Origin of the sequence: Micromonospora sp. NPDC047187 (assembly GCF_040643355.1) — a bacterium.
GTDB classification, from domain to species: Bacteria; Actinomycetota; Actinomycetes; order Mycobacteriales; family Micromonosporaceae; genus Micromonospora; species Micromonospora salmantinae.
The window spans coordinates 626,658-648,065 of record NZ_JBEYUF010000001.1; the positions used below are offsets into that span (position 1 = coordinate 626,658).

The window sequence follows — 21,408 nt, forward strand, 5'->3', positions numbered from 1 at the left end:
CGAGGTGCCGGTCCCGGCACTGCCGGCCAGCCGCAGCCTGCTGCGTCGGTCGTTCCGGGACCGGCATTCGATTTCGCGAGGTGGTCGCGTCTCGGCGTGGTCAGCGAGGTAGCGGGGGCAGCGTCGGGCTGTCGAGCCAGGCGGCGAACAGATCGCCCAGCGGCTCGCGGGCGAAGCGCTGGGCGTGCAGCCGGAACTGCGCTGTCGTCACCGTCGCGTGCTGGTGCTCGGCGACCCAGGCTCGTAGGAGCGCGAAGAACGAGTCGTCACCGACCCTCTTCCGCAGGGCGTGCACCGCGAGCGCGCCACGCTTGTAGACCAGCGGGTCGAACATCCGGTCGACACCGGGATCCGCGACGACGACCTCCCGCGGACGGTCCGCGACCCACGCGTACCACTGTGCGGCCAGGGCGTCCGTGGGCAGGTCGCCGCAGACGCCGGACCACAACCACTCGGCGTACGTGGCGAAGCCCTCGTTGAGCCAGATGTGCCGCCAGTCCGCCACCGTCAGGCTGTTGCCGAACCACTGGTGGGCCAGTTCGTGCACCACGAGCCGCTCGTGTGTGCGCCGCCCGTCGACGTGGTTGCGTCCGAAGACGGCCATGCCCTGCGCCTCGACGGGATCGTCGAGGTCGTCGTCGGCGACCACGACGACGTACTCGCGGAACGGGTACGGCCCGAAGAGCCGCTGCAGCGCCGACATGATCTCGCCGTGCCGACCGAAGTCGTGGGCGGTGTTCCTGCGCAGCGCCGGCGGGATCGCCAAGCGCTGCACCACCGCACCGACAGCCAGGTCCACGATCTCGTAGCGTCCGATCTGCACGCTCATCAGGTACGGCGAGGTGGGCTCGCGTCGTTCGTACACCCAGGTCGTGCCGCCCGCGCCCCGGCGTTGGAGCACCGGATCGCCGGTCACCAACACGGTGTACGCAGCGGAGGTCGTGACCGCCACCCGGAAGGTGGCCTTGGCGCCCGGCTGGTCGTCACACGGAAACCAGGACGGCGATCCGTTCGGCTGGCTGGCCACGAGCGCCCCGTCGGTGAGCTCCTCCCATCCGAGCTCGCCCCAGCGGCCGGAGATGGGCACCGGCTTCCCCGCGTACCGGACCTCCACCCGGAAAGTGTCCCCGGCGCCGATCGGCCGCTCGGGTTTGATCTGCAGCTTGTCCGGCCGGTGCAGGTACTTCGCCGGGCGCCCGTCCACCCGGACGTCCTGGACGCGGAGACGCCCGAGGTCGAGAGTGAACCGCGACAACGACTGCACGGCCACCGCGGTGATGTCCGCCCGGCCGCCGAGGCGGTTCGACGAGACCCGGTAGTCGAGGTCGAGGTCGTAGTGCAGCACCCGGTAGCCGCCGTTGCCGTGCTCGGGCAGGTAGGAGTCGCCGGAGCGGCCGGCGCCGGGCGTTGCGCCGCTCGACGGCGACGCCTTCGGGCTCACGCCGACCGTGCCGCTGGGGCCGGCCAGGTGGTGATCGGGTTGCCCAACCACCGGCTGTCGGACGGCACGGCGTCGCCGCGGGTCACCAGCGAACCGGGCCCCACGGTGGTCCGCGCGCCGATGCTCGCGCCCGGCAGGACGATGCCGTGTGGGCCCAGCGCGGCTCCCGCACCCAGTGTCACCTCGTCCATGCTCATCACACGATCATGGAACAGGTGGGTCTGCACCACACAACCGCGGTTCACCGTCGCGCCGTCGCCCAGCCGCACCAGGTCGTACTCGGGCAGCCAATAGGTCTCCAGCCAGACACCCCGGCCGATCTTCGCACCGAGCGTGCGCAGCCACGCCGCGAGCAGTGGCGTGCCGGTCGCGAAGCGGACCAACCATGGCGCGGCGAGGACCTCGACGAACGTGTCGGCGAGCTCGTTGCGCCACACGAAGGAGGTCCACAGCGCGCGCTCGGCGACCCGGAAACGCCCGACCAGCAGCCACTTCGCGGCCGTCGCGATGGCGGCGGCGACGATCGCCGCACCCAGCAGCACCGGCCCGGCAGCGAGCGCGGCCGCCCACCACCCGGCAGCGCGCCACACGAGCGCGAGTACGGCCAGGACGCCGATCGCCAGGGCGCCGGCGCACATCACCGGAACGATCCGGCACAGCTCGATAGCAGCCCGGGCCAGCTTCAACCGGACCGGCGGATCGAAGGTGCGGCTGGTGTCGGCCGCTTCCACGGTCCGCCGCAGCGGCATCGGCGGTGCGCCGAGCCACGACGAGCCCTTCTTCGCCTTGAACGGCGCCGACGACAACACGCCGACAAGCCCACGCTTGGGCACCGAACGCCCAGGCGCCGCCATTCCTGAATTGCCGAGGAACGCCTGCTTACCGATGCGGGCCGGGGCCACCCGCAGCCACCCGTGGCTCAGCTCGTAGGTAGCGACCATTGTGTCGTCGGCCAGGAAGGCCCCGTCGGCCACCGTGGTCATCGCCGGCAGCGCGAGCACAGTGGATGCCTCCACCCCGCGCCCCACCTTCGCGCCCAGCAGCCGCAACCACACCGGTGTGAAAAGGCTGGCGTAGAGCGGAAACAGCCCGACCCGGGCCATCCCCATCAGCCGCTCGGTCGTCCAGACCTGCCACGCCACCCGCCCCTGCACCCTGTGATACCCGGCGCGCAGGCCGATGCTGAGCATCCGGACGGCCCCGAGCACCAGCAGTGCGTAGCCCACCATGTAGGCGACGGTCGCCGCCGCGACGGCGCCCAGCACGGCGCCGACCGCCGGTCGGACGGCGAGCGTCCAGCCGAGCAGGGCGAGCGCCGGGAGGGCGGCCACGACCGGAACCAGCCCCAACACCTGGGCGGTCATCCCGTACGCGAGCGGCCAGAGGCGCGCCCCCGTTCGCGATCGAGGGGGACGCCGCCCGGGCCACCCGTTCGAATCCTTGCCAGCTGCCGCGGCCGGTGAGCCGGCCCAATGGTGGTTCGCCGGGACGGCGCCGGCCACCGTCGAGCCCGCGGCGACCCGGGCACCCTTGCCGACCCGCGCGCCCGGCATCAGGGTGCTGCGGGATCCGACCCGTGCGTCGGCACCGACGCGAACCCTGCCGATGCGGACGACATCGCCGTCGACCCAGTGGCCGGACAGGTCGACCTCCGGCTCGATCGCCGCGCCCCGGCCGAGCTTCAGCAGGCCGGTCACCGGCGGCGCGGAGTGCAGGTCGACGTCGGCCCCGATCTGCGCGCCGAGAGCCCTGGCGTAAGTGATCATCCAGGATGCTCCGGCGACGCTGGTGGCGCCGCTCAGCTCGGCGAGCCGTTCGGCGGCCCACAGCCGCAGGTGCACACCGCCGCCGCGTGGATAGCTGCCGGGGCGTACCCCACGAAGCAGCAGTCGCGCTCCCGCGGCGGCCAGGGCTATCCGACCCGGCGGACTGAACAGCACAAGCCAGCCCAGCGCCACCCACCACCAGGAAACGGCCGGCGCCCACGGTGCGGGAGCGAACAGGGCGAGGACGTTGCCGAGGGCGGCCAGAACGGTCAGCCAGCGAAGCCCGACCAGCGCGAGCATCGGCACCATCATCGCTGCCTGGATCAGCCCGGCGCGCCTCGGCACCGGCCGGACCTCCCGGCGCGTCACCGCCGTGGTGTCGAGCGCGTCGAGCACGGCCGCGAGCCGCGACAGTTTCGGGTGGAGGTAGATGTCGGCCACCGAGACGCGCGGATGCCGGTGCCGGATCCACGCCACCAGTTGCGCCGCGTTCAGGCTGCCGCCGCCGTAGGTGAAGAAGTCCGCGTCCGCCTCGGTGGGGCGTACGCCCAGGATCTCCGCCCAACCGCCAGCGAGCCATTCCTCCGTCGCGGTCAGCTCAGCCACCGTGTCGGCGGGGGTGGCCAGCGGCCAGGGCAGCGCGGCCCGGTCCACCTTGCCGGATGTCCGGGTCGGCAGCGCATCCACCACCGCCAGCAGCGGCACGAGCGCGGCCGGCAGCTGCTCACGGATCCGCAGCGCAGCCGCCGCGGCATCGAAGGTGACGCCGTCGTGCGGAACCACGTACCCCACCAGCAGTTGATTGCCCGCTGCGGTGCGCTGCACCGCCGCGGCCGCACCGGCGACGGTGGGCAGCGCCTGCAGTGCGGCGTCGATCTCACCCAGCTCGATCCGACGTCCGCCGAGCTTCACCTGCTCGTCACCGCGACCGATGAACAGGAGCCCTTCGGGCTCCGCCCGGACGATGTCCCCGCTGCGGTACGCCCGCTGCCAGCCGAGCGCGGGCAGCGTCGCGAACTTCTCGGCGTCCTTGCCCACGTCCAGGTAGCGGGCGAGTCCCACCCCCCCGATCACCAGCTCACCGGTCTCACCCATCTCGACCGGAACACCGAAGCCGTCGACCACGGCGAGCTCCCAGCCGGCCAGCGGCAGCCCGATGCGTACCGGGCCCTCGCCGGTCATCCGCGCGGCGCAGGCAACCACAGTCGCCTCGGTCGGTCCGTAGGTGTTCCAGACCTCGCGACCCTCGACGGCCAGGCGCTGCGCCAGCTCCGGTGGGCAGGCCTCCCCACCGAAGATCAGCAGCCGGACCTCCTCCAGCGCCTCGACCGGCCACAGGGCAGCGAGCGTCGGCACCGTCGACACCACCGAGATGCGCTGCTCGGCCAACCACTGACCAAGGTCGACGCCACTGCGGACGAGTGACCGCGCGGCCGGCACCAGACACGCGCCGTACCGCCACGCCAGCCACATCTCCTCGCAGGACGCGTCGAACGCGACCGACAGCCCGGCCAGGACCCGATCCTGCGGGCCGATCGGCTCACTGGCCTCGTCGGCGAGGAACAACTGCGCCTCGGCGTCCACGAAAGCCGCCGCCGCGCCGTGGCTGACCGCCACACCCTTCGGGGTGCCCGTCGAACCGGAGGTGAAGATGATCCAGGCGTCGTGGTCCGGGCCGGGCCGGCCGGTCCGACCCGCGGGGGTACGGCGCAGCGACACCGCCAGCCCGTCACCGAGGACCGCCACGACTCCCGCCTCGGCGAAGACGAGCTCGGCGCGTTCCTCGGGATCGTCCGCGTCGACCGGCACGTAGGCCGCGCCCGCCGCGAGAACGCCGAGGATCGCCAGGTACAGCTCTGCCGTACCGGAGGAGACCCGGACGCCGACCCGATCGCCGACACCGATTCCGTGCCCGGAGAGCGACCTCCGTACGGCCTCGACCTCATCGGCCAGGTCGCGGTACGTCAGCGCCGTAGCACCGTCGTCGAGCGCAAGGGCCTCGGGATGCGCGCGAACGGAGTCGTCGAGAATGTCGACCAGCGTCCGGCGGGCCGGGGCCGTGGAGGATCGGAACACCGCCGGGGTCACCGGTGCGGCAGCTATCGGCGGTAGCGCGACCACCTGGGGATCACTTGTTACGGGCACCGGGCGTTCACCATCTTCAGCTCGCGGATCAGCGTCAACCAGGCGTGCGGCAACGGACCCGCCCCGGGCAGCCCTCAACGCTACGTCGCTCCGGTCGATGATGACGGCGGAGCATCGGCTTCGTGTCCACCACCACACAGTTCATTCCGGGAACGCCGAACGACTGCGCCACGCGGCCCACACTCCTGACACCGGCGGCCGGAGACAGCCGACAGGGGTAACACCGACGCCTTGGAACCGGCAGGGGTGATGGTCGGACAGCGGCGACGAATTCAGGGATGTCTCAGTCCGCCGGGGAAGGCTTCTCGGGCGGCTGGTGGGCCGCGCGGTGGGCGTCGGCGACAGCGACACCGAGCAGCACGAACGCGGCCACGATGGAGGCGGTCAGCGGCGGGGCGTGATGCAGCGGTACGGCAGCCGTCGCCAGTGCGGCAATGGCGACGACCCGGCGGATCGACAGCCGGTTGAACACGATCCGTTCCAGGCGGATGCGGCCGTAGAGGAACAGGGCCGGACCGCCGAGGATCATCGCGAGCCAGACTGGTTCCGGACGGCCCGCGGGGTGTTCGAGGACAATCTCGTAGCCCACGGCGGTGGTGACGATGCCAACGACCATGACGACATGGGCGATGCCGGTGGCGCGGCCGGCAGCCAGCCGGTCCCGGGCGGCGGCGACCGCTTCGGCGAGGACCTGCCCGGAACGGTAGAAGTAGATCCTCCACAGCAACACTGTCGACAGGTACGCCACCACCAGCGTCGCCCAGGTGGACGTGGTGGCAGGTAGGTCGGTGAAGGTGATACCCACGGCCAGGACGGTCTCCCCGAGGGCGATCATCAGCAGTTGCTGGTAGCGCTCGGGCAGGTGGTGACCGCTGTCCATGGCCCAGGCGCTGACCGGTGGTCGGGCCCGGCCGTAGACCGGCCACCGCAGTTGAGCGGCCACGATGTCCACGGTGACGGCGATTGCCCAGAGGGCGGCTCTGGCGTTGCCACTGACCAGCGCGCCGGCCACCCAGATGCCCGCGCCGGCCGCGCACCACGGCACCGATCTCGCGTAGAGATCGCGGAGGGCGTGCCCGTGCAGGCTGGGCAGCAGGATCAGCGGGCGTACGCAGTGCAGGACCACGTACGGGAGGACGAACGACCAGCCCTTGCCGGTGAACGCGTAGGGCAGGGACGAGGCCATGACCAGTAGGCCAAAGGCGCTGGCCAGCACCACCCATTGGATTTTGCGTCGGCGGGGGTCGAACCAGCTGGTGATGTGCGCAGTGGTGATCCACAACCAGATCAACGGCAGGGCGAGCACCAGCAGGTACGCCAGCGACCGCCACTGCACGACGCGGTCGACTGCCGTGGCGTCCCTTGCCACCCGGGTCACCACTCCGGAGAGGGCGAAGACCAGCACCAGGTCGACGAAGAGCTCCAGGAAGTTCGCCTGCCGCACGTCCTCGCGGCGTTCCAGCAGATCCCGTCCGCCACTTCCCGGAAACCCCATGCCGCCCATGCTGGCTCCCGCGACACCGCCTCGACGTCAGGTCGGCCGTCCATCACACGGTCGAAGCTTCCCCCTACCGCCTCGGAAGTCGGTGCGAGTCGGGCTCGCACGGTTTCGTCGGTCGGAGCCCGCCGAGCGGGCGCTGATGGCGACGACAGCGCCCAGAAGCGCGCCTCCCGGTCGAAGCTGGTTGAGAGCGCACACCCCAGGACAGGGTGACGCTGCTCGACGACGCGTTCCCGGACAGCACCCCGCTCCCCGGCGCGGTGGACCGGGGCACCGGACGGTAGCCCACTGCTCGACCTGTCCGCGTCCGTAACGCCCGACAAACCGCCTGGCAAGTGCCGGCTGAGGCCGTTTGCGACCCCAACCGATGGGAAGGCGATGGTCACCCTTCCGAGGAGGCCGCCTGTTCCGCGTGACGTGCTGTCTGTCGAACCTGCCGGTTCGCCTCGTCCGCCGAGCAGCCGGTTGCCCTGAGCAGGTCGCTGGCGGTCACCCGGATCTGCGTGGCGGTGGTGACACCGAAGTTCTGCAAACCGGTGGCCATGGCCCGGCCGGCTTCGTCCGCGGCCCGCAGGGCATGGCGTCGAGTCCGGTCGTGGGGTTTGTCGGCCCGCGTCTCCCGGTCCAACTGGCGAATGGCCTCGGCCAGGGCAGCGACAGCGTCGGGAAGGTGCCCGGCAGCTTTTCCTGATACTGGATCATCGTGGCTGACCGTCGGGCCAGGGCTCTGCTGTCGTCGATGACCCGAACCAGGTAGTTGACACCTCGGTCGTAGTGTTCGACGTGGCGCCGCCAGTGCCAGCGGGCCGGTGCGACAGTCACCACCTCGTCGGCGCCGCTGAGGGCTTCGCGGAGTCGTTCCACGTCCGGTCCCATGGCGCGGAGTCCGTTCAGTGCGTGTCTCGCCCGGTTCCGGTCGTTGGTCCGCATCGCCGTCTCGATGTCGCGCAGGTACGCGGCGAGCGCGTCGAAGACCGGCGCGGCTGCGCGGTGCAGGACGCGCATGGGGTTCAGGGGCAGCAGCAACGCCACCACGACCAGGCCCACAACGCTGCCGGTGACCGCGTCGACGACCCGGGGTAGTTCCAGATTCCGTTGGCTGGAGGAGAGCGTCGCGATCAGCACCGCCGTACCACCCACCTGACTGACCACGGTGCCGCCTCGGCCCACGAGGCCGAGGGCGATGGCGATGGCGAGGGTGACGATGATGCCCGTCTGCCATGCCCCGGTGCCGATGAGCAGGACCAGTCCGTCGCCGATGGCGATGCCGAGCCCCACTCCGACCAGCAGTTCGACGGTGCGCCTTGTCCGCTGGCCGATCGCCGCCGCGATGGTGCCCACCGCCGCTGTCGGTGCGAAGACGGGGTTCGGGTTTCCCAACAGGTCGCGCGCCAGCCACCAGGCGAGCGCCGCCGCGAGCCCGGCCTGCACCGCGATCAGCCCGATGATCTCCATTTGACGCCGCCGCAGCCGGCCCGCTCGACTTCCCCGACGTCGGGTGCCGGCGGCCAGGCTCCGGATGCGGCTACCCACCGCGACGAGCGGTGCCTGATCACCGTGTTCGGATCGGGAAGCGGCCACGTGGCGGACTACCCGTCACGCCGTCTCCCGAACCAGGCCAGAGGCCGTCGGCAGAACCGTCGGCGATCAGGGGGTGGGCATCCCACCGGTGGCGCCGAGCGTCTCCCCGATGACGTAAATGGCCCTCTGGCTGTCGGCTCACGGCCGCACAGTCCCTCCGAGTCGCTGCAGTCTGTCTACGGTCGGCGACAATACGGTCGGTATTCTGCACCCGTCATCCGACAATCGTCCCCTGCGTGTTCGTTCTCGGTGACCGGAGCGCCCAGGGATGCGGCCATTGAGAGGACCCGGCGATGAGCCTGTCGTTCCCGTTGCACCAGAATCCGAGCCCGGCGAGCGCGCAGCGGCGAGCCGAGATCATGGCGAATCCGGGGTTCGGCACGTACTTCACCGACCACATGGCACGGGCGGTGTGGAGGCCGGACGGCGGCTGGCAGGACTCCGAGATCATCCCCTTCGGTCCGATCCTCATGCACCCGGCGGCAGCCGTACTGCACTACGCCCAAGAGATCTTTGAGGGGATGAAGGCGTACCGGCACCGTGACGGCTCGATCTGGTCGTTCCGGCCGCAGGCAAACGGCGAGCGCTTCGCCCGATCAGCCCGGCGGCTGGCACTGCCCGAACTGCCGGTGCCGGATTTCATGGCCTCGGTCGAGGGACTGGTCCGCGCCGATCAGGTGTGGGTGCCGGACGAGGACGAATACAGCGTCTATCTGCGGCCGTTCATGTTCGCCTCCGAGCCGTTCCTGGGGGTTCGCCCGGCGAAGGAGATCACCTACATGGTGATCGCCTGCCCAGTCGGCGCGTACTTCTCCGGCGGCGTCAAGCCGGTCTCCATCTGGCTCTCCACCGAATACACCCGGGCGGCGCGCGGCGGCACGGGCGAGGCGAAGTGCGGCGGCAACTACGCCTCCAGCCTGGCGCCGATGGTCGAGGCCGCTGAGCACGGCTGTGAGCAGGTCTGTTTCCTGGACGCCGCCGAGGGCCGCTACGTGGAGGAGCTCGGCGGCATGAACCTCTACTTCATCACGGCCGACGGCCGGATCATCACCCCGGAACTCGGCACGATCCTCGAGGGCGTCACCCGGGGGTCGATCCTCATCCTTGCCAAGGATCTGGGCCTGGAGGTCGAGGAGCGCCCGGTGGAGATCCGGGAATGGCAGGAGGGCGTGGCCTCCGGCGCGATCACCGAGGTCTTCGCGTGTGGCACCGGCGCGGTGGTCACGCCCGTCGGACGCCTGGTCTGGGAAGGCGGCGAGGTGACGGCCCCGAAGGCTGGCGCCGAGGACTCGGTGACCATGCGGCTGCGCCGCCACCTGCTCGACATCCAGTACGGCCGGGCCGCCGACCCGTACGGCTGGATGGCCCGCCTCGTCTGACGAGGAACACCCGGGACCGTCCCCACTGCCCGCTCAGGCCAGCCGCTGCCGTCCGCGGTGGCACCACTGGCGGGCGGCAGCGTCACGGTGTGCGGTAATGGCCGGTGAGCCGACCGAGCTTCATGGCCAGGTGCAGGCACAACCGTTCGTTGCCGTCCTTGAGATCGGTCCCGGCGAGCTGTTCCACCCGTTGCAGCCGGTAGTAGAGCGTCGTACGGTGCAGGCGGAGCTTCTCGGCGGTGGCGTGCGCGTTGCCCGCCAGGTCAAGGTAGGCCTCCAGGGTCTCCAGCAGCACCTGGTGGGCATCGTCGCGGAGCAGCCGCTCCAGCCCGGGATGGACACCCGCGACGTCGAGCTGCTGGCTGTCCAGTTGAGACAGCACCCGGTAGATGCCCAGGCCGGCCCACGAGACCACCCCGCCGAGCGCGGGCAGTTGCATGCCGACCCGGGCTGCCTGCGCGGCCTCCTGGTAGGACTCCACAGCGCTGGACAGCCCGCCGCGAGGCTGGCCGATCCCGGTCACCGTCCGGCCCACCGAGGCCAGGCCCCGGGTCGCGGTGCCCAGCGCCTCGTTGAGGTGCCCGGCGGAGGCTTCCGGCGAGGGGCGGCCGGCGACCCGGTCGCCGCAGACCAGCAGCACGCCGTGGTCGTGCCAGACCAGGTGCAGCGTCTCCCGCACCCCGATCCACCGGCGGGTGGTGACCAGGGCCTGTTCCAGAGCGATCCGGGCCACCTCGTCGGGCTGTCGCCCGGCGGCCGGCACGAGTTGGGCGACGAGCGCGATCGTCGACCCGTCGGCGACCACCACGCCCTCCTCCAGCAGCGCCCGCGCCGCGTGCTCGCGCGCCTGTCGGCCCTCCACCAGCAGGGTGCGGGTGGCCTCTGTCTCCCGCTGTGAGGCGAGCTCACCGAGCAGGTTCGCCCGGTAGAGGGCCAGTGACAGGTCGGTGAAGGGGCCGGTCGCGGTGGCGATGTCGGCGTCGGTCATCGAACCGTCCGCGTCGATGAACCAGACGAACCCGAGCAGTAGGTCGTCGTGCCGGATCGGCACGCAGACCCTGGCCAGCAGGTCCAGCTCGGCGCACGCTGGGGTGCGGACCGGCGCGTGCGCCGTGAGCACGCCCTTGTCCCGGAACCAGGCGATCACCTCCGGCGTCGTCTGCCGGCGCAGGATCGACGTCCGGCGGACGTCGTCCATCGGGCCGTCGTGCTCGCTGTAGGCGACCACCCGCTGTCGGCGGTCCTCGATGAGGGCGGGTCGCCCCACCCGGGCGGCGACGGCGTCGACGATTCGCTGGAGCTCACCGTGCATATGACTCCCATGGTTGCGCTGCGTGACAGGGATCGCGCGACCGCCAGTCCTTACCCTCCGGTGCCGGTGGGTCATCGCGCAAGGTCCACTGTCGAAGTCACGACAAAAAGACGGGCGGCGTCGCGACGGTTCCGGCATCTGTCCGAAGACCGGGGGCGACAGGCGTTCTTAGGGTTCCGGTACGGGCCGCACCAGCGCCGGCGTGCACGGTGCGGGTGGGATGACGGGCGGGGGATTGCCGAGTGGGAGCTGGTAGGCCCTGGCGGGGCGTGCTGGTCGCCATCACCACGCCGTTTCGCGCCGACCTGTCGGTCGACTTCGACAAGCTCCAGGACCATGTCCGTTGGCTCGCCGCCGAGGGGTGCGACGGGGTCGCGCCGTGCGTGTCGATGGGGGAGAACCGAGCCCTCTCCGACGACGAGCGGGCCGCCGTGGTGAGGGCGACGGTGCAGGCCGCGCCGTCCGGCTGCGCGGTGGTGCCGGGCGTCGGTGGCTACGGCAGCAGGCAGGCCCGCCGTTGGGCCGAGCAGGCCGCCGGGGCTGGCGCCCACGGCGTGCTCGCGCTGCCACCTGACGGACCCGCCGCCCGCACCGCCGACGTGGTCGCCCACTACCGGGAGGTGGCGGCGGTCGGCCTGCCGGTGGTCGCCCACAACGACCCGTACGACACCCGGCTGGACCTCACCCCGGACCTGTTGGCGACCGTCGCCGAGATCGACGGGATCGTCGCGGTCAAGGAGGTCACCGGCGACGTACGCAGATTGCACCGCCTGCGGGACCTCTGCCCGCACGTCGACGTGCTGGTCGGCGCCGACGACGTGGTGCTCGAACTGGTGCTGTGTGGCGCCACCGGATGGGTCGCCACCCTGCCCAACGCGCTGCCCCGCCAGGCCGTGCGCCTGTACGAGCTGTGCGTCGCCCGCGACCTGGGCCGGGCGCTGCCGCTCTACGCCGAGCTGCATCCGCTCCTCGGCTGGGCCTCCCGGCCGGAAGCCGTGCAGGCCGTCAAGCTCGCCATGGAGTGCGCCGGACGGTTCGGGGGGCGGTGCCGTCCACCTCGCGGACCGCTGTCCGGGACTGCCGCCGACCGGGTGCGCCGCGACGTCCTGCGGGCCCTCGCGGCAACGGCCGATCCGGCTTCCGGGGTTGGTCCTGGCTGATCCGCGGGTGGGCCCCGGTCATTCAGGTGTCGGAAGTCGCCGGCCCACCTGCCGACATCTGCACAGTGACCGGCACCGGCCCGTACTCCTAGATTCGCTGCGCGGCCTGCTGACAGGTGTTCCGCCACACCCCCATTGGGACGCCGGCGCCGCGTTCCCTCCGACGAGAGGTGGTTCCGTGCACCGTGCTACCCCCCATCGCACCCGGCTGAGGCGGGCCGTGCTGGCCGCGGCCGTGGTGACCACGCTCGTGGCGACCGGCGCGGCGCAGGCCGCCGCGGCCCCGGCCAACCCGGCCGGCGGCACCGCGCCGTTCCAGGTCCTCGATCCGCAGGCCTGGCAGAACCCGGACACGATGACCTGGAACGACTACAAGGCCGTGCCCGGCAAGAACTGGGCCGACCCGAGCGTGTCCGGCTCGGTCCGCAACTTCAAGATCGCCCTGGTGGCGCTCGACTACCCCGACGAGACGTTCGCGGTCTCCCAGCGGGCCCGCTCGACGGTCTTCGGCAACCCCCAGTCCGTCGCGACAAACATTCCCCGGGCGGACGTGCCGAAGTTCTACCAGGACTTCCTGAACACCCCGAACACGCTCAACAAGGGCCACACCCTGCACGAGTACTGGATGCAGGATTCCAACGGCCGCTACGGCGTCGACCTCACCGGGTTCGGGCCGTACCAGATGCCAGCCAAGTCCTACCAGTACGGGCTGGACAACGGCTTCAACCCGGGCGCCTGCCCGAGCGGGGACGTGTGCGGCAAGAACATCCGTACCGACGGCCTGGGTGCCTGGCGGGCGGCCGTCGGCGAGGAGGTCGCCAACCAGTACGAGTTGGTGTTCATCCTCAGCGCCGGTCAGGACGAGTCGTCGACCTGGCAGGAGTTCGGGCAGATGATCTTCCAGAACAAGGAGGACGTGCCGGACGCCTGGGGCCCGCCGGACCCCAACCTGCCGAACTGGGCGAAGACCCGCTACGTGGACTGGACCTCGTGGAAGGCGGCGGCGACACTGTGGCCGAACGCCGGCGGCGGTTCCTCGACGCAGGGTGAGAGTTCCGGCATGGGCGTCTACGCCCACGAGCTGACCCATCTGCTGGGCATCGGCGACAACTACAACAACCCGTACGGCGAGCCGCTGCGCAGGGCGTACACCGGGATCTGGAGCATGATGTCGCGCGGGTCGTTCAACGGCCCGGGCGGTCCGCACACCCGCTGGCAGATCCCGCCGACCAACGGCGGCTCGATGGGCTCGCTGCACACGGTGCGGGACAAGCTCAAGATCGGCCTGCTCGGTGAGGAGCACGTGCTGCGGCTGTCGCGGGAGTCGCTGGCCTCCTCGGGCCTGGTGGTCGCGCAGGTCACGGCCCGGGCGGTCGACGCCGGCCCGAAGGGTCTGAGCGGCGTGAACATCGCGCTGAACAAGGACCTGTCGCCGGCGTGCGGCGTCACCACCGACCCGTTGTGCGACGGTGGCAACTTCAACAACTACACAGTCGAGGTCGTCGACCGGATGGGCGCGGACTCCTTCACGCCGGACAGTGGCGTGCTGGTCAGCAAGACGAAGAACGCCGACAGCGCGCCGTTTCAGTGGGTGGTGGACGCCAACCCGCAGGACATCGACATGATCGACTTCTACCGGCCCGACGGCACCCCGCAGAAGATCACCATGGGTGACTACCGGCAGCTCTCCGACGCGCTGTTCCACGCCGGCGCGGACACCGGCAGCCAGTACGAGTACGTCGACGAGGCCAACCGGCTGCACTTCTACATCATCGACCTCAAGCGGGACTCGGCCGGCTCGCTCTCCTACACGGTGGCGGTGCGTTCGCTCGACGGCACCGGCGGGCCGAGCAGCCACGACGTGCTGCTGGGCAAGGGCGAGGTGAGCGGCGGCGGCAAGCCGACCAACCGCGGGGTGACCTGCTCGTTCGAGCTGACCAACACCGGTTCCTACTCGGCCGGCGGGCAGCAGCACCCGGAGGACGTCAGCGCGTACCTGAAGTCGGACGTCTACCGCCTGTCGGCGGAGGTGGCCGGCAAGGGCTGGCGGACCTGGCTGCCCAACCAGCTCGCCACCGCGCAGTTCGGCAAGGCCACCACGGTCAAGGTGTCGGTGGGTGCCACCGCCGCCGCAGCGAACACCGGTTTCGTGAAGCTCACCGCGACCTCGGAGAGCGACCCGACGAAGACGGTGACCAAGCAGTGCCGGGTCGAGAAGTCCTGACCGGCGTCCGAGGTTGACCCCGTTCCTGCCGGGTCCGCGGCGGTAGGCCGCCACGGACCCGGCAGGCGGACGGAAGGAGGATGACGTGCGGCGAAGCATCGTGCCCCTGCTGCCCCTGCTGCTGGCCGGCGCCACCGGCTGCGGCACCGTCGGCGCCGCCCAGGAGGCGGTCGATCCGACGACCGTCCGGGTCCTGGTTCGCGACATCAACATCCGGGCCGCGGGAGTGGACTGCGCCGGCACCGGTCCGTACCAGCACTTCCACAACCGGGCGCCGTTCCGCGTGCTCGACCCGGACGGAGCGGCGCTGGCCAGCGGGCAGCTGCCGGCGGGAACCGCGGTGGCCGCCTTCGCCGAGGATCTGGGGGTCGAGCGCCTGCCCACCTACTGCGAGTTCGCCGTTGGAGTGCGCGTGCCGCAGCGGACCTCCTATCGGCTGGAGGTGGACGGCCGCCCTGCCCTCGACCTGACGCCGGACAGCAGCGAGGGCCCGGCGCTGGTGGCGGTGGTCCCGTCATGAGGCGGGCACTCCTGCCGCTGGTGCTGGCGGCGGCGCTGCTGGGCGGATGCAGCACGCCCGAGCCCGCGCCCGCGCCGGCGCCCGCCGGAGGGGCGGCGGCGCTGCCCGGGCCGGTCCCCGCCGACCTGGCGTTGCGCCCGGCGCCCGGCACCGCGCCGGCCGCCCCGGCGTTCACCGGCACGCTGACCGACGGCACACCGTTCGTCGCCGCCGAACTGTGGGCGCAGCGTCCCGTGGTGCTCACCTTCTTCAGCTCCTGGTGCACCACCTGCGCCAGCAGCCAGGCCGCCCTCAGCGAGCTGGCCCGCAGCTATCGGGACCGGGTGGTCTTCGTCGGCGTGGCCGGCGCGGACCAGGCCGACGAGGTCCAGGACTACCTCCGCGCCCACCGGGTGGAGTACCCGGTCGTCCTGGACGACCAGCAGACGATCTGGCGTTCGTACGCGGTGCGGGAGCCGCCGACCGTCGTGCTGGTGGCCAAGGGTGGCGCCCTGCTCCGCGGCTGGCCGGGTGGGCTGGACGCCCCGACACTCGACCGGCGGCTGCGGGAGCTGGTGCTGGCCGACCAGCCGTAGTCCCGTCGCGCGGGCACCTCGGGTGCGGCCCACGTCGAAGCACACCCGGCGAAGTTCCTACACGTGCAGGTGGTGGCACCGGCCACCGGCTCGTAGCGTACGCAGCCTCGGACACATCAAGGAGACTGCATGCCTACAGTGGGAACGCGCTGGCGCACAGGAGTGGCCGTACTGTCCGCGACTGTGCTCGCCGCCCTCGGCGCGGCGCCGCAGGCGCAGGCGGCGGACGGCCCGCCGTCGATCGTCGTCCAGGACGGCGTCACCCAGCCGGTGTTCGGCTACGCCGACGCCATCCGGGAACGCCTGTTCATCGACTCCACCTTCGACAGCGACAACGACGGTCTGCGCGACATCATCGCGTTCGACCTGATGCGGCCGGCGGCCACCGCGCAGGGGCTCAAGGCCCCCGTGGTGATGGACGCCAGCCCCTACTACTCGACGGTCTGCCGGGGCAACGAGTCCGAGTGCAAGGCGGACCTCGACGGCGACGGGCTGCTCGACAAGTGGCCGCTGTTCTACGACAACTACTTCGTGCCGCGAGGCTACGCGGTCATCCTGCTGGACATGGTCGGCACCAACAACTCCACCGGCTGCCCGACCACAAACGCCAACCAGGACAACCTGAGCGCCAAGCAGGCCATCAACTGGCTCAACGGCCGGGCCACCGCCCGCAACGCCGCCGGTGAGGTCGTCAAGGCGGACTGGCACAACGGCAGGACGGGGATGATCGGCAAGTCGTACGACGGCTCGCTGGCCATGGCCACGGCGGTGACCGGCGTGAAGGGCCTGACCACTGTCGTGCCCATCAGCGGACCGACCGAGTACTACGACTACGTGCGGAGCAACGGCGTGGTCACCCGGGGCAACAGCTACGTGTCCTCGCTGGCCAACACCGTCACCAACCCGGAGCGCCGGGAGTACTGCAAGCCGGTGCGCGACGCGATAGGCGCCGCCGACGGCGACGAGCACGGCGACTACACGTCCTTCTGGAACGAGCGCAGCTACGTCAAGAAGGTCCCCAACGTCACCGCCAGCGTCCTGCTCTACCACGGGCTCAACGACGACAACGTGCGACCGGACCACTTCAGCAAGTTCTGGTACGCCCTGGCGGAGAACAACGTGCCGCGCAAGCTGTGGCTGTCGCAGGAGGGCCACGTCGACCCGTTCGACTCGCGCCGCGCGGTGTGGGTGTCGACGCTGCACCGGTGGTTCGACTTCTGGCTGCAGAACGTCGCCAACGGCATCATGGACGAGCCGCGGGTGGACCTGGAGCGTTCTGCCGACGCGTGGGAGACCCACGCCGACTGGCCGATTCCCGGCAAGGCAGACACGGAGGTGTTCCTGCAGCCCGGCACCACGGGCGCGGGCGGTCTCGGGCTGGTGCCCACCGCGAAACCGGTGACCGGGGCGTTCCAGGACAGCCGCACGCAGAGCCAGAACACGATGATCCTCAACCCGGACGCGGTGCAGCCCAACCGGCTGGCCTTCCTCTCCGCGCCACTGTCCGCGCCGCTGCACATCTCCGGCACACCCACAGTGCAACTGCGGGCCTCCGCCGACCAGCCCGACACCAACCTCGGGGCGATCCTGGTCGACTACGGCACCGACGAGCGGGTCGCGCACCGGGCCTCCGGCGAGGGAATCATCACCCTGACCACCGAGGACTGCTGGGGCCAGAGCAGCCCCACCGACGACGGCTGCTACAAGCAGACCACGAAGCGGGTGGCCACCGCCGACTACGAGCTGGTCACCAAGGGCATCATGGACGCTCAGAACCGGCAGTCGATCCGCGTCGCCGTGCCGCTCGTGCAGGGGGAGTCGTACAACTTCAGCTTCCCGCTGCTGCCGGAGGACTACGTCTTCAAGCCCGGCCACCGGATCGGCGTCATCATCGTGGCCAGCTACCCGCAGTACTCCAGCCAGGCCGACACCACCGCCGCGAACCTGCAGGTCGCGCTGAAGAGCAGCAACATCGTCCTACCTGTGGTCGGCGGCACCGCCGCCGCGCACGCCGCCGGCCTCTGACCGGCTGACCGGCGGGCCGCCGCGCACGGCTCGCCACCGGGACGGCCCGGCGATCAACCCTCCGCGGAGGGCCGACGATCGCCGGGCCGTCTCGCTGTCGACACCCGACGAACTTCGCCGGGATGCTGCTCGGGTCTGGCGGCGCTGGTCAGGGGCTCGGCGTGTGGGTCATGGGACACCTGGTGGTCGGACGCCGGGTCGCTCTGGCGTGTCTCACCTGCTCCGGCCGTGGCGCAGCGGCCGATCCAAGGCGTTTGCCAGCGCGTTGTCAAGGCGGTGTGCCTCGCGCAACGTGGCGGCGGCGCGGGGGTCGCCCAGATCGCTGTAGATTTCGGCCAGGTCCACCACTGTGCACACGTGGGTGGTCGACCCACTGAGTCTGGTCTTGACGCAGTATTCCCGCAGAGATTCGAGGTAGTCGCGTGCCTCACGCAGATCACCGGCCGCGCGGCATGCCCGGGCGAGGTTCAACGTGATCTGCGTCCAGCCGTAATCGCCGCGTCGCACCAGCTTGTTCGCCTCATCTAGCAGCTCCCGAGCGGCAGCGGTAGGCGCACCGCTGGTAAACAGGTGTCCCGCGTGGTCGTTGAGAGCCTCGACCAGCAGCCCACGAATGTGGTCCGTCGAACATGTCCCGTACAACGTCCGTAGGATTCCGACCGCCTGCTCGTGAGCCCGGCCGGCGTCCGCAGCGCGTCCTGCCACGGCAAGGATGTTGGCATGCACTGTAAGGCTCTCGGCGTACGTCTCGCAGCCGGTGCCGTACGTCGCGGCGACGTGGTCCAGCGACTCCGTCGAGGTACGGACGGCATCTGCTATCCGGTTGGCGGCCCGGTGTGCCAGTGCCAGATTTCCCAAGCTGTCGCCAGTCAACTCGCGATCCTGCACGGCCAGGGCGATCGCGACGGCGCGCTCCGCGAGCACGGTCGCCGCGTCCGGGTCCTCGACACCCTCGCGCACATACACCGATGCACGGTCGAGTAGGTAGGCAACGTCACTCAACTGCACCTGGTGCCGCTCCGCCTCCCGGCATACGGCCAGCACATGGGGGTACCCGAACTCCCACTCCGTCCATGAGTCGCTGTGGTGGGTGTCGGGCCGCAGCGCATGGGTGAGGAAACGCAGCACGGCAGCGGTCCAGTGGGCATCCTGCTGAGGCGTCACCTGTTCTCTCACGTGGACGGCGATATTCGCCGGCACTGATACGCGATCGCCATCTGTGTCCAGCAGGCCCCGGGTCCGCAGCGCTGTGTACGCCTCTCGTAGCGCGGCTGGGGAAGCGCATGCGACCTCGGCGCGGCCGGGTAAACAGTCACCCGCCTCGCGCAGCAGCGAGTTCGGGAACGGGTTGCCCGGAGCCAGCCGGGCCAGCACCTGGAGTAGGTCACGGCCATCCGGTGCCGCGGTAGCGAGGCGCTTCCACTCGTATCCGAAGGTCGTGGCGTCCATTCGGGGTCCGTCGGGTAGATCCGTAGAGAGCGCGGTGCGTAGTTCGGCGGCGAGTTTCAGGACGCCCGGGAGGGAATCCTTGTCCCCCCGTGCGCCGCCAGCCCACATGAGGCTCTGCACGCGTTGACGTTGGGCAGTAGCCCTCTCTGTGGGTACGTCGTTCAGGATGAGGTGGGGATACGCGCCGTACAGCTCAACAGGGGTCAGGCCCTCGTCGATGTATCGGGCCCAACAGCGGATCGCCCGGTCCGCGGCTGCCTCGGCGACGGCGCGTTCGAGGTCGAGGAGGCAACCTCGGATGCGTCCGACGATCCAACTCGCGCGGTTCGGTGAGGACGGGCCGAGCCCCACGAACGCGGCGCTGTCGGCGACCTTGGCCAGCGCCGCGCGCTCGACCGATCGGGTGCAACCGCGGTTGACCTTGCGAATGACGTCTCGGACGGTCACCAGCCCGGTGGCCATGGTCCGCCACGCCGCCTCATCCGGCATCAGTGACTCCAAACGATCTTCATTCGATCGGTGTTGAATTCATTCTTCTGTGCTGGTCGGCTGCCGCCATGACCGAGACACCGCTGACCATCTTGTTCGTTTGCGACGAGTGGTCGCCTGCAAAAGGTGGCATCTCCGTGCTCAACCGAGCCCTGGCCGTCGCGTTCGCCGGGTGCGGCGACGCTGTGCTGTGCCTTGTCGCGCAGGCCACGGATGCCGAGCGCGCGGACGCCGCCCGACATGGCGTTCGGCTGTTCGTCGCCGACCGCACGCCTGCGGGTCCGGATCTCCACCTGCCAGTTGCTGAGGTCGTCGCACGGCAACCCGACGTCGTTGTAGGGCATGACCGCGTGACCGGGCATATCGGCTGGCTCTATGCCCGTAAGTTCGGTGCCGCCGCGATGGTCCACATAGTGCACACCGCCCCTGCTGAGATCGAACCGTACAAGGGTAGCGGTGAGGCGTCTGCCCGGGTGGAGGCGCGCGAGGCATACACCGTTGATCTTGCGGGACAGTCTGACGTCGTCGTCGGCGTGGGGCCCCGTCTGGCCCGGTACGCCACACACCTCCTCGACGACGGCTACGGGGGTCGCCCTGTGCACCGCCTCGACCCAGGTCTCGACTCGGACCCCTTCGACCGGGCACGCCGGATTCCGGTACGCGCGAATGTGATGGTCCTCGGTCGTACCGGAGACATAGAACTCAAGGGCCTCGACATCGCGGCTGGCGCTGTCGCCAGCCTGCCGCACAGGCCCGACCGCCTGGCTCCGCTGCTGTACGTTCGCGGCGCCCCAGCCGAGCAGTGCGAGCAGGTGCGCGCCACGCTCGTCGGCCTTACCAACCTGGCCCGAGGCCGAGTCGACGTACGCCCGTTTTCGGAGGACGGTGTGGCGGTGCGCCGGGACCTTCGGCGTGCAGCGCTGTGCCTGATGCCTTCCCGGGCTGAAGGCTTCGGTTTGGCGGCGTGGGAGGCGCTCGCGGTGGGCACCCCGATCCTCGTCAGCGCGCAGAGCGGGCTGGCGGAGTTGCTGCGGGAACAACTGGGCGCCTCCGCTGACAGTTTGATCGTTGACATCACCGACGACCGTGACCGCGATATTCGGACGTGGTCAAAGGCGGTGCAGCGAGTATTGGACGACCTGCCCACCGCCTTCGCCGAGATCCACCGCCTGCGCGAGCGGCTGCTCCACCGCTTCTCCTGGTCAGCGACGGTCGCGACGCTCGGATCCGCGATCCGGGCGGCCAGGCTTCAGCGGAGATGAACGTGCGCTGTCTCCTCCTGTCGGATGCAACAGGAAACACGTTCCGGAAAGAGGTTCGGACGGTTGACGCTCATGGCAGTCGGCTGGTCCTCCTACCAGCCCAGAGTGCAGAGGAGAGTGCGCGATGTCAGAAACCAGGGTTGCCTTCCGCCGCCGTCTCGGGCGGATGACCGCGATCGTCGGTGCGGCCGGGGCACTCGTGGCGGCGACGAGTGTGCCGGCATCCGCCGCCGGTCCATACATCAGTTCGAACTCCGGAGGTGCCAACATCCGAAGCTGCGCCAACACCGGGTGCTCGTCCAACGGGTACTACGGCAACGGCACGTCCGTCACGATGGTCTGCTGGACCGATACCCAGTGGGTCTACCCGCCGAGTTCCAACTACGCGTCCAACCGCTGGTTCAGGGTGAGTGCCCCGACGGGCGGCTTCATCCACTCCTCGCTGGTCGCGGCCCAGGTGTCGACGCCCGTGTGCTGATCGTGGCGGTGGGGGGGGGGGGCCCCCCCGGCCCCCGGGCCCCCCCCGGCGCAGGGGGTACCAGCTAAAGATAAGAGGTGTGAGGGCGACGCGCAGCCGCG

Annotated in this window: 14 protein-coding genes; 8 read left to right on the forward strand and 6 right to left on the reverse strand. The window is 70.5% G+C overall.

Annotation, left to right across the window (positions count from 1 at the left end):
• Nucleotides 1-100: 100 nt before the first annotated feature.
• From ABZ794_RS02600 to ABZ794_RS02615, 4 genes are all read right to left on the reverse strand, one after another.
• Nucleotides 101-1,441 (reverse strand): M1 family metallopeptidase, encoded by a 1,341-nt coding sequence (locus ABZ794_RS02600; protein WP_357513861.1) that lies wholly within the window; start codon nt 1,439-1,441, stop codon nt 101-103.
• A complete protein-coding gene (locus ABZ794_RS02605) occupies nt 1,438-5,352 on the reverse strand; it encodes a Pls/PosA family non-ribosomal peptide synthetase (RefSeq protein WP_357513863.1) in 3,915 nt (1,304 codons plus the stop codon). The genes ABZ794_RS02600 and ABZ794_RS02605 overlap by 4 nt, the downstream gene beginning before the upstream one ends.
• A 283-nt stretch (nt 5,353-5,635) precedes the next feature.
• On the reverse strand, nt 5,636-6,847 hold the full coding sequence (locus ABZ794_RS02610; protein WP_210780487.1) for a low temperature requirement protein A: 1,212 nt from the start codon (nt 6,845-6,847) through the stop codon (nt 5,636-5,638).
• Between the two features lie 495 nt (nt 6,848-7,342).
• A complete protein-coding gene (locus tag ABZ794_RS02615) occupies nt 7,343-8,308 on the reverse strand; it encodes an FUSC family protein (RefSeq protein ID WP_357513865.1) in 966 nt (321 codons plus the stop codon).
• Between the two features lie 419 nt (nt 8,309-8,727).
• On the opposite strand from ABZ794_RS02615, the gene ABZ794_RS02620 reads away from it, so the two are divergent.
• Nucleotides 8,728-9,813: a branched-chain amino acid aminotransferase gene (locus tag ABZ794_RS02620; RefSeq protein ID WP_210780485.1), complete on the forward strand. Its 1,086-nt coding sequence runs from the start codon at nt 8,728-8,730 to the stop codon at nt 9,811-9,813.
• Between the two features lie 82 nt (nt 9,814-9,895).
• Here ABZ794_RS02620 and ABZ794_RS02625 read toward each other — a convergent pair whose 3' ends face one another.
• Complete coding sequence (locus ABZ794_RS02625; RefSeq protein ID WP_210780484.1) at nt 9,896-11,125, reverse strand: PucR family transcriptional regulator; 1,230 nt, start codon at nt 11,123-11,125, stop codon at nt 9,896-9,898.
• A gap of 242 nt (nt 11,126-11,367) precedes the next feature.
• Here ABZ794_RS02625 and ABZ794_RS02630 point away from each other — a divergent pair, with 242 nt between their 5' ends.
• From ABZ794_RS02630 to ABZ794_RS02650, 5 genes are all read left to right on the forward strand, one after another.
• Nucleotides 11,368-12,285: a dihydrodipicolinate synthase family protein gene (locus tag ABZ794_RS02630; RefSeq protein ID WP_357513868.1), complete on the forward strand. Its 918-nt coding sequence runs from the start codon at nt 11,368-11,370 to the stop codon at nt 12,283-12,285.
• Between the two features lie 178 nt (nt 12,286-12,463).
• A complete protein-coding gene (locus ABZ794_RS02635) occupies nt 12,464-14,509 on the forward strand; it encodes a M6 family metalloprotease domain-containing protein (protein WP_238689788.1) in 2,046 nt (681 codons plus the stop codon).
• 85 nt (nt 14,510-14,594) lie between these two features.
• Nucleotides 14,595-15,029 (forward strand): hypothetical protein, encoded by a 435-nt coding sequence (locus tag ABZ794_RS02640; RefSeq protein WP_210780482.1) that lies wholly within the window; start codon nt 14,595-14,597, stop codon nt 15,027-15,029.
• On the forward strand, nt 15,026-15,604 hold the full coding sequence (locus tag ABZ794_RS02645; RefSeq protein ID WP_210780481.1) for a TlpA disulfide reductase family protein: 579 nt from the start codon (nt 15,026-15,028) through the stop codon (nt 15,602-15,604). Before ABZ794_RS02640 ends, ABZ794_RS02645 begins: the two co-directional genes overlap by 4 nt.
• A gap of 129 nt (nt 15,605-15,733) precedes the next feature.
• Complete coding sequence (locus ABZ794_RS02650) at nt 15,734-17,629, forward strand: CocE/NonD family hydrolase (RefSeq protein ID WP_210780480.1); 1,896 nt, start codon at nt 15,734-15,736, stop codon at nt 17,627-17,629.
• Nucleotides 17,630-17,842: 213 nt separating this feature from the next.
• Here the strand turns inward: ABZ794_RS02650 and ABZ794_RS02655 are convergent, their stop codons facing one another.
• Nucleotides 17,843-19,567 (reverse strand): hypothetical protein, encoded by a 1,725-nt coding sequence (locus tag ABZ794_RS02655; RefSeq protein WP_238689786.1) that lies wholly within the window; start codon nt 19,565-19,567, stop codon nt 17,843-17,845.
• 68 nt (nt 19,568-19,635) lie between these two features.
• On the opposite strand from ABZ794_RS02655, the gene ABZ794_RS02660 reads away from it, so the two are divergent.
• On the forward strand, nt 19,636-20,829 hold the full coding sequence (locus ABZ794_RS02660) for a glycosyltransferase family 4 protein (RefSeq protein WP_238689785.1): 1,194 nt from the start codon (nt 19,636-19,638) through the stop codon (nt 20,827-20,829).
• A 124-nt stretch (nt 20,830-20,953) separates the two neighbouring features.
• Nucleotides 20,954-21,307, forward strand: a complete 354-nt coding sequence (locus ABZ794_RS02665; RefSeq protein WP_210780477.1) for a hypothetical protein — start codon at nt 20,954-20,956, stop codon at nt 21,305-21,307.
• Nucleotides 21,308-21,408 lie beyond the last annotated feature (101 nt).

Excerpts from the sequence above, each read along its gene's own strand:
- ABZ794_RS02620 (WP_210780485.1), top strand. The coding sequence starts at position 8,728 with ATGAGCCTGTCGTTCCCGTTGCACCAGAATCCGAGCCCGGCGAGCGCG.
- ABZ794_RS02625 (WP_210780484.1), bottom strand. The coding sequence starts at position 11,125 with ATGCACGGTGAGCTCCAGCGAATCGTCGACGCCGTCGCCGCCCGGGTG.
- ABZ794_RS02610 (WP_210780487.1), bottom strand. The coding sequence starts at position 6,847 with ATGGGGTTTCCGGGAAGTGGCGGACGGGATCTGCTGGAACGCCGCGAG.
- ABZ794_RS02665 (WP_210780477.1), top strand. The coding sequence starts at position 20,954 with ATGTCAGAAACCAGGGTTGCCTTCCGCCGCCGTCTCGGGCGGATGACC.
- ABZ794_RS02655 (WP_238689786.1), bottom strand. The coding sequence starts at position 19,567 with ATGCCGGATGAGGCGGCGTGGCGGACCATGGCCACCGGGCTGGTGACC.
- ABZ794_RS02645 (WP_210780481.1), top strand. The coding sequence starts at position 15,026 with ATGAGGCGGGCACTCCTGCCGCTGGTGCTGGCGGCGGCGCTGCTGGGC.
- ABZ794_RS02615 (WP_357513865.1), bottom strand. The coding sequence starts at position 8,308 with ATGGAGATCATCGGGCTGATCGCGGTGCAGGCCGGGCTCGCGGCGGCG.
- ABZ794_RS02650 (WP_210780480.1), top strand. The coding sequence starts at position 15,734 with ATGCCTACAGTGGGAACGCGCTGGCGCACAGGAGTGGCCGTACTGTCC.
- ABZ794_RS02660 (WP_238689785.1), top strand. The coding sequence starts at position 19,636 with ATGACCGAGACACCGCTGACCATCTTGTTCGTTTGCGACGAGTGGTCG.